Source organism: Rhizobium sp. Leaf306 (genome assembly GCF_001423425.1).
Taxonomy (GTDB): domain Bacteria; phylum Pseudomonadota; class Alphaproteobacteria; order Rhizobiales; family Rhizobiaceae; genus Neorhizobium; species Neorhizobium soli.
The window spans coordinates 94,093-101,551 of record NZ_LMNX01000007.1 but is presented as its reverse complement, the minus strand read 5'-3'; the positions used below and the strand labels follow the sequence as shown (position 1 = coordinate 101,551).

7 protein-coding genes are annotated in these 7,459 nt (G+C 59.6%); 3 read left to right on the top strand and 4 right to left on the bottom strand.

Annotation, left to right across the window (positions count from 1 at the left end):
* The coding region (locus ASG19_RS24345; protein ID WP_210168451.1) for a hypothetical protein at positions 1-250 on the top strand (250 nt) is incomplete at its 5' end.
* 191 nt (positions 251-441) lie between these two features.
* Here the strand turns inward: ASG19_RS24345 and ASG19_RS22785 are convergent.
* Together ASG19_RS22785 and ASG19_RS22780 are read right to left on the bottom strand one after the other, a co-directional pair.
* A complete protein-coding gene (locus ASG19_RS22785; RefSeq protein WP_062463306.1) occupies positions 442-1,791 on the bottom strand; it encodes an LLM class flavin-dependent oxidoreductase in 1,350 nt (449 codons plus the stop codon).
* Between the two features lie 211 nt (positions 1,792-2,002).
* Positions 2,003-3,106: an aldo/keto reductase gene (locus ASG19_RS22780; RefSeq protein WP_062463303.1), complete on the bottom strand. Its 1,104-nt coding sequence runs from the start codon at positions 3,104-3,106 to the stop codon at positions 2,003-2,005.
* A 98-nt stretch (positions 3,107-3,204) separates the two neighbouring features.
* On the opposite strand from ASG19_RS22780, the gene ASG19_RS22775 reads away from it, so the two are divergent.
* Both ASG19_RS22775 and ASG19_RS22770 read left to right on the top strand, forming a co-directional pair.
* Entirely contained in the window at positions 3,205-4,095 is an 891-nt protein-coding gene (locus tag ASG19_RS22775) for a LysR family transcriptional regulator (protein WP_062463301.1), read from the top strand.
* A 91-nt stretch (positions 4,096-4,186) separates the two neighbouring features.
* Entirely contained in the window at positions 4,187-4,975 is a 789-nt protein-coding gene (locus tag ASG19_RS22770) for a potassium channel family protein (protein ID WP_062463298.1), read from the top strand.
* A 716-nt stretch (positions 4,976-5,691) separates the two neighbouring features.
* On the opposite strand, the gene ASG19_RS22765 is transcribed toward ASG19_RS22770, so the two are convergent.
* Positions 5,692-6,795 carry an FAD-dependent oxidoreductase gene (locus ASG19_RS22765; protein WP_062463295.1) on the bottom strand — a complete coding sequence of 368 codons (1,104 nt, stop codon included), beginning with the start codon at positions 6,793-6,795 and terminating at the stop codon, positions 5,692-5,694.
* Positions 6,788-7,459 (bottom strand): ATP-binding cassette domain-containing protein, encoded by a 672-nt coding sequence (locus ASG19_RS22760; RefSeq protein ID WP_062463348.1) that lies wholly within the window; start codon positions 7,457-7,459, stop codon positions 6,788-6,790. Before ASG19_RS22760 ends, ASG19_RS22765 begins: the two co-directional genes overlap by 8 nt.

Genomic DNA, 7,459 nt, shown 5'->3' with positions numbered 1-7,459 from the left:
GAGAACTCTCTCGATTAATTCCCGCATCACTGCGAAAACCAATCTGGTGTTCTCATATCAAAACGTGACCGTCATTTGTCTTCTAACAGATGAACCTAAGTCCATCCTGCGAGACCGCCGACCACGTTTCTCTTTCTTCTCATATTCAATTGTCAAAGAACCGACGCTCCCGCCCCAAAAGGCTAAAACGTCAAAAACCCAAGAGCCAAACCGTAACCCGGCCCCAATCAGCATCCGCCAATCTTTTTAGGTTTTCACCGAAACGAAGAAGTCCGTCGCTAGCAGCGCCGCCGCCCTCGTTCAGTGAGCGGGTTATAGATCCGAGCCCCGGAACAAGTCAACAGGGGTCGTCGCAAAAACTTCAAGAAAAATGCAAGGCTCTGAATTAACACGATAATTTGCAGTTTTACGCGCAAGGGGGCTGTCAGCACCCTTTCACGCTCATGATTCACGCGCGGCGGTGAAGCGATTGGCCGGCATAGAGAGACCAAGGTTCTCGCGCAGCGTCTTTCCTTCGTACTCGTCACGGAAGAGACCGCGGCGGCGCAGTTCCGGGAGCACCAGTTTGACGAAATCATCGAGGCTGGACGGCAGGGTCGGGAACATCAGGATAAAGCCGTCGGCTGCCCGGGTCTCGAACCATTCCTCCATGAAGTCGGCAATCTGGGTGGGCGTCCCGGTGATACCATTGCCGGTGTGCTTTTCCGCATAGTGACGGATCAGCTCGCCGACCGTCCGGCCGCTTTTGACGAAATCCACAAGCTCGTCGAACAGCGCCCGCGAACCGCGTGGCGTCTCGGGCAGACGGTCCATGGGGAACGGCTGGTCGAGAGGAACGCCTGCGAGATCCGCCTCAAGAAATTCCGACAGCATCAGCCGACCGACATCGGGATGCAGCTTGTCGATCATGAAATCGACCTTGGCCTGCGCTTCGGCTTCGGTCTCTCCGACGTTGATGACAATGCCCGGCATGATCTTGAGATCGTCAGGATCCCGACCGTAGGCGGGCATGCGATCCTTGACGTTCTTATAGAAGGCCCGGTTGCGATCGATGTTGGAGGCGAGACTGAAGACGATCTCCGAGGTGCGCGCGGCAAGATCCATGCCGGGCTCCGACCCGCCGGCCTGAGCAATCACCGGGCGGCCCTGGGGCGAACGTGCGATGTTGAGGGGACCCCGGACCTGGAAATGCTTGCCCACATGGTTGAGCGTATGCAGCTTATCCTTGTCGTAATAGATCCCGGTCTCGCGATCGAGCTTGAGCGCGTCCGCCTCGAAACTGTCCCACAGACCGAAAACGACATCGACGAATTCCGCACCCCGCTCGTAGCGCAGGGCGTGGGGATCGAGTCCGTCGCGGTTGAAGTTATAGCCCGTCTCGTTGTGATCTGATGTCACGACATTCCAGCAGGCGCGGCCGCCGCTCAAATGATCGATCGAGGCAAAGATGCGCGCGACGTTGTAGGGTTCGTAATAACTGGTCGAAACGGTCGCGACCAGACCGAGCTTTTCGGTGGAAACCGCGAGCGCCGAGAGAAGCGAAAGCGGCTCGAAACGGTTCATCTTGGTCGGCTGTCGCGCCAGGGCTGCCGGATCGCCGACAGCGGCCGCGGGAGAGTCCGCCATGAACATGAAATCGAACTTGGCCGCCTCGGACTGTTTCGCGACGTTGAGGAGATGGGCGAAATCATTGGCGCCGTTCACATCGCTATCAGGATGCAGCCATGAAGCGGGATGAAAGCCGAAGGTATAGACGAATGTGCCAAGCTTGAGTTTGTCGCGACGCGCCATGCTGTTATTTCGAACTCCCGATTGATGCCGATCGGTGCGCGGTATCGATCCGCTCTGCGCACACTTGCCCGAAGCTTAGCAGCAGCCTCCCGGTCGGCAAGAACCGACCGGTTGTTTTCGCGCAAATACCGCACGCAATCTGGGGGCAAGGGGATCAGCCCGCTCGATATCCCGGCCGACAACGGTAAAACATCGGCAAGGGTCCTGCCCGTCAGGACGGTGCGAAGGGTTGAACCGCCTGACCGCCGAACAATGTTTCCCGTGGGATTTGGAAGATGAAATACGGATTGAGGAGCGGCAGCATCGTTGCCTGTTCCAGCCGTTGCAAATGATCATCACTCAGTGTGATTGCGAGCGACGCGACGTTCTCCGTGAGTTGGGCGACTCGGCTCGCACCGATCAGAACCGAGGACACGCCGGGTCGGTTGACAACCCAGGCAAGCGCAACTTCCGCCGGGGAACGGCCGATCTCGTCTGCGACCGTCTTCACCACATCGACCACGTCGAAGTTGCGCTCGGTAAACAACATGCCCCCAAACGGATTGTCCCCGTTTAACCGGCCGTCGCTGTCTCCCTCGCTCGTCGGTGCACCGCTATCGGGCATCGCTGTGGCGCGCCCCGCATCGGCAATCTTGTCGCGACCATACTTGCCGGACAGCAAGCCGGCAGCGAGCGGGCTCCAGGGAACGAGCCCCAAGCCGAACTCGGCACCTGCCGGGATAACATCGAGCTCGACGCCTCTGTCGATGAGCGAATAACTGTACTGCAGGCCGATCGGCTTCGGAAGGCCGTGCGCTTCCGCAAGTGTTGCGATCTTGGCGACATACCAGGCCGGCGTGTTGGAAAAGCCGTAATGCAGGATCTTTCCGGCGTGCACCGCGTCCGCCAGGGTCTGCAGCACCTCCTCGGCGGGCGTCGTACGATCCCAGACATGGATCCAGTACATGTCGATATAATCGGTTTTCATCCGCCGCAGCGAACCCTCCATCCCGAGCCGGATGTTTTTCGCGCCATTCCCACCCCAGAGAGGCGTGCCCCGCGCGCGGGAAAAACCGGACTTGGTGGCGATCACCAGACGATCCCGGTTGCCTTTGTCCTTCATGAAAGTGCCGAGCATGGTTTCGCTTTCGCCGCCCGAATAGATGTCGGCGGTATCGACGAAGTTGCCGCCAGCGTCGGTATAGGTATCGAACAAATCACGCGACGTCTTTTCACCGGCGCCCCACCGACCGGCGCCGAACGTCATCGTTCCGAGCGCGAGCGGGCTGACGATCAGTCCGGATTTGCCGAGTGTGCGGTAATGCGTGAGATCCATGCGTCTTCTCCATGCTGGTGATGACGAAGAACCTAGCAACACCTGCTCCTGCCGATTAGAGGTTGCGGGCGGCATGAACTTGTGAACAGCATGCAGCAATGGAACGCAACCACCTCAATGATCTCATGGCGTTCGCGACGGTCGCACGAGAGTGCAGCTTTACCCGTGCGGCCGCGATCCTCGCCATGTCGCCATCGGCACTCAGCCATGCGATGCGCGGGCTGGAAGAAAGGCTGGGCGTTCGGCTTCTGGCGCGCACGACACGCAGCGTGTCTCCGACGGAAGCGGGCGAGCGGTTGCTTCGATCACTGAACCCGGCGCTGGCGGAGATAGAAGACGGCCTGCAGGCAATGGCTGAATGGCGCGACAACCCGTCTGGCACAGTGCGGATCACCACCTTTGCCTATGCGGCCAGGATCGTGCTTCTCCCGAAACTGCCGGGATTCCTGCTTGCAAACCCGGATGTGCGCGTGGAGGTCAACATCGATGATGGCTTGACCGACATCGTCGCGGCCGGTTTCGATGCGGGCATCCGGCTGGGAGAAACGGTCGAAAAGGACATGATCGCAGTCAAGATCGGCCCGGACCTGAGGACGGTGGTCGTCGGCACTCCCTCCTATTTCGAGAGATACCCGCCTCCCCTGACACCCTATGATCTCGACCGTCATGCCTGCATCGGTTATCGGCTGAAGACATCGGGCGGACTTCTTCCCTGGGAATTCCAGAGGGGTGACAAGGAAATCAAGATCCGCACCCGCGGGCCTCTGGTCGCCAACGACGGCGATCTTCCGGCTGCAGCCGTACGAGCGGGCGCCGGACTCGGTTACATTATGGAGCATGACGTGGCGGAGGATATTGCGTCGGGCAAGCTCATCCAGGTCCTCACCGACTGGTGTCCGAAATTCCCGGGTTTTCATCTTTATCACCCGAGCCGTCGACAATCCCCGCCGGCGTTGCGGGCGCTGATCGCTGCCTTGAAAACCAGTTGAGCAAGGGCTCCGCAATTTGCTACTGGCGCGGTCAGCAACGTGTTTTTGTGCGTACGCTTGATGACATCTCCTTTCGATCTATCTGGACCTCATGAAAATTGTCGAAAAAAGAAGCGACCGGATCAAGTTCAGGGACTGCGTGCGGTTGCTCGAGCGCCCTACGGGTCGGAACGCCATCGCCATGCAGGCTGCATTTGCGGTCGTCGATCTGGCGATCCTGGCATTCTTCCTGCTCGGCCCGTATCTTCGGTCCAGCCCGTCCTATCTGATCGTCGATTACATCATCGCAGCCTGGATCGGGTTGGAGCTCATGGTCCGCGCCGTCGCAGCGCCGTCACTGCGCCACTGGCTCGCAAGGCCGTTGACCTGGATCGATCTCGTTCTCCTGGTGACGCTGCTTTTCCCCGACGCGCTGTTCAACTTTGCCTTTCTTCGCGTCATGCGCCTTTGGGCCATCGGACAAAGCCCCTTGCTGAAGGAGGTTCTGCGGCGTGCGGGCTGCGTGTCCTATCTGGACGTCGTGCGCGCCGTGCTGAACTTCCTGGTGTTCCTGTTTCTGATGACCGGGTTCGTTTACACCACGTTCTTCTACAATCGTGACGGAAGCGAAGGTTTCATCGACGCGCTCTACTTCACGGTGGCAACGGTCACCACGACCGGTTTCGGAGATATCACGCTTCCGGGAACGGTCGGCAAGCTGACATCCGTCTTCACCATGATCATCGGCATCTCGCTGTTTGTCCGGCTGGCGCAGGCGATCGTCAGGCCGCACAAGGTCACGTTTCCCTGCCCGCGCTGCGCTCTGCAACGCCATGACGCAGACGCGGTGCATTGCAAGGCCTGTGGAGAGGTGTTGAACATTCCGGATGAGGGCAGTTGAGATAGTGCACTAAATCTTAACGATGTTTCACCCTGTGACACCGCCTCCCCGGCGCCTATCTCGTTGTTCGACGAAGGCGCGCCGCATGCCGCGGTTCTAGTGGGTCTTGCTCGCAGTCAAACATGCGTCAATGCCGCAATTGTCCGCAATGCGCACCCTGTTGTTTGTAATCAATGCATCCTCTTTCCATCCTTCCCCAGGACAACAGTCGTATATAAAGAAGATGATTGATGCCCAAATGTTAGAGAGGAACTGGATCAGGGAAACGGCGCTAGCGCAGCGACTTCCGCAGTCCGAAAAACGAGAAAGACACTCGTAATTGTGAGGGGGAAATGTGGAAATCGCCTGGAATCAAACACACCTAAGAACGCTCCACTGGCGGACTGGACAGTAAGACCTCATGCTTTGACTGCAACGCCAACCGTCAGCTAAAGGTTACTCAATTTCGAAGAGGCGTCGATCCGTTCGCTTAACCTTTCAAAGTTAGCTGCGATGTTGAGTATGCTTATCTCATAGTCGAAATTGCCTGGAAATCCGTCGTCAATCGCTGAGCACCTGAACGAGTGCGTTCAGTAGTACGCAGTCGGGCTTCCTTAACCTGAAGATCTAGTTACCACACTCCAGGTATGCTTCCACATCGAAAGGCTGCAGGAAGTAAACAGAACGGGGAAGCCTCGGGCTGGGATGAGGAAGTCGAAAGCGGCCCGCTCATCGCTTCACTCCCGATATTTCCGCATGAAGCGGCTGTCGATGCGATGCTTCCACTTGGCCACCCAGCGGCCGGCCACGGCTATGTTCCACTTGTCGGCGATGGCCCGCCCGTCGGCGAGAGAGATCAGTGCCAGCCATTGCCGTTGCGGTTGATAAGATAGCGGGGCTTCTCCGCAGAGGCTGCGGCGGATGTTCTCGGCCAGGACCGGTCCTTGGCGCACGGCAAACACGCCGGCCTTTGGACGGGGGCTCGGCAGAGATGCGACGTCGCCGGCAGCGAAGACATCCGGATGCGAAAGGGATCGCAGCGTATCATCCACGCGAATGAAACCGTTTTGGTCGAGGAGAAGGCCGGTCTCGCGCAAGAAGCCTGGTGCGCCGCTCGACGTCGTCCAGATGACCTGATCTGCTGCGAGCCGCCGCCCATCACGGGCGATGAGTTCAGCGTCGTGGAAAGCGACGACATCGAACGCGGGGTGATGGGCGATGGCCGCCCTTCGCAATTCCCGCTCCAACAAATGCCGCGCCCGCCGACTGCGCTCCGGAACCGGCTCCGCTGCCCGTCCGACGAGTATTATGCGGATGTCTCGTCCGGAAAACCGGCGTCTGAGCGCAAAGGCGACCTCCACGCCTGCCACCCCCTGCCCGACGACCGCGAGCGTTGAGAGCCGTCCTTCTGCGGCCAGCGCATCGAGCCGGGCAAGGCGATCGGCAAAGCTTGCGATCGGCTTTACGGAGATGCCGGCCGATATGCCGTCGGGCAGTATAGGGGTGGAGCCTATATCGATCGAGAGCAGACCGTAGCCGAGGCTTTGGCCGCTCGCGAGCGAGACGACGCGGCGTTCCGGGTCGATAGCGGTCGCCGTGGTTTCGGCAAAGGTGACGCGAGAACGCGCGCACAAGGTCGCCAGATCGATGTGGAAATCGTCGAAACCATATTCCCCCGAGATATGGCCCGGAAGCATGCCGGAATAGGGCGCATAGCGAGACGGCGAAACCAGCGTGAGCTGCGCGCCGAGACCCATCTGCCCCAGAAGGCGCACCACCTCGACATGGGCGTGGCCACCACCGAGAAGCACGACTGGGTTTTTCGCGCTCGTCTCAGTCATGAGACGCTCCGTTCATGCCGATCCGATGAACGGGACCGCCAGCGGCCTCGGCGTCGGCATCGTCATGGGTGACGAGAATGACCGGCAGGCCGGCGGTCCTTGCGCGCTCGAACACTAGGGTTCGCATCTGGGCGCGCAGCTCCATGTCGAGCTTGGAGAAGGGTTCGTCGAGCAAAAGCAATCTGGGCCGGGAGACGAGAACGCGGGCAAGCGCCACCCGGCCCTTTTGTCCGCCAGAGAGCGTGGCCGGGTCCCGGTCCGCAAAATCTGCAAGGTTCATGTCGGCGAGAATGTCTGCCGCGATTTGTCGGCGGCGGCGGCGATCTCGTACATCTGCCGGAATGGCGAAGGCGACATTGGCACCAACAGACATATGCGGGAAGAGCAGCGGGTCTTGAAACAGGATTCCGGCGCGACGGGCTTGCGGCTCCAGCGACAGGAGATCGACACCATCGACGGAGACCTTACCTTTAGCGTCGAATACCGGATCGAGGAACCCACCGATGAAAGACAGCAAGGTGGATTTGCCCGATCCCGATGGTCCCATGACGGTGAAGACTGAACCGGGAGGAACCTCCGCGGTCAGCGCAATCAGGCTGACATCACCCATCCGGATCAGCACGTTCGAAAGGGAGAGGCCGTTGGTCGGCTGTCGCTGGAGCAT

Coding starts and splice junctions, on each gene's coding strand:
- ASG19_RS22760 (WP_062463348.1), bottom strand. CDS start 7,459: ATGCTCCAGCGACAGCCGACCAACGGCCTCTCCCTTTCGAACGTGCTG.
- ASG19_RS22785 (WP_062463306.1), bottom strand. CDS start 1,791: ATGGCGCGTCGCGACAAACTCAAGCTTGGCACATTCGTCTATACCTTC.
- ASG19_RS22775 (WP_062463301.1), top strand. CDS start 3,205: ATGGAACGCAACCACCTCAATGATCTCATGGCGTTCGCGACGGTCGCA.
- ASG19_RS22770 (WP_062463298.1), top strand. CDS start 4,187: ATGAAAATTGTCGAAAAAAGAAGCGACCGGATCAAGTTCAGGGACTGC.
- ASG19_RS22780 (WP_062463303.1), bottom strand. CDS start 3,106: ATGGATCTCACGCATTACCGCACACTCGGCAAATCCGGACTGATCGTC.
- ASG19_RS22765 (WP_062463295.1), bottom strand. CDS start 6,795: ATGACTGAGACGAGCGCGAAAAACCCAGTCGTGCTTCTCGGTGGTGGC.